Source organism: Mesorhizobium sp. M1A.F.Ca.IN.020.04.1.1 (genome assembly GCF_003997315.1).
Lineage (GTDB): Bacteria > Pseudomonadota > Alphaproteobacteria > Rhizobiales > Rhizobiaceae > Mesorhizobium.
In genome coordinates this window covers 1-463 of sequence record NZ_RZSN01000431.1, presented here as the reverse complement: position 1 = coordinate 463, position 463 = coordinate 1, and the positions used below count along the sequence as shown (strand labels likewise).

General features: G+C 64.6%; 1 protein-coding gene. It reads left to right on the top strand.

The window, feature by feature from the left end; genetic code table 11:
- Positions 1 to 117: 117 nt before the first annotated feature.
- The coding region (locus EOA49_RS32380) for a hypothetical protein (RefSeq protein ID WP_127243616.1) at positions 118 to 463 on the top strand (346 nt) is incomplete at its 3' end.

Below are 463 nucleotides of genomic sequence, written 5' to 3'. Positions count from 1 at the left end.
TTCCCGCCATATGAACCGGAGATGAACGGCAGGTTCGTAAAGAGTTCAGACAGGCAGGCGCATTCTCCCCCCATCGGTTCACGAGGACGGGAAGGCCCGCAAAAAGGAGAGAAGACGATGTTCAACACGATCAAGACGGCAGCCCTTTCGGCCCTGGTCGGTCTCGGCACGCTGGCGGCCGTTCCCGCCCACGCCGACAGCCTCTATCTCGGCTTCGGCAACAACAACGACCCGCGTTTCGGCGTCTATACCGGTGACGACGGTTATCGCCATCGCCGTGATGAACGCCGCGGCGACTGGCGCCGTGGCTGCTCGCCGGACCGCGCCCTCGACAAGGCCGAACGCATGGGTCTCCACCGTGTCCGCATCGTCGACGTCAACCGTCGTACGGTGAAGGTGGCGGGCCGCCAGGACGGCGACCGTGTCGTGGTGGTGTTCGCCAATGAGCGCGGCTGCCCGGTTA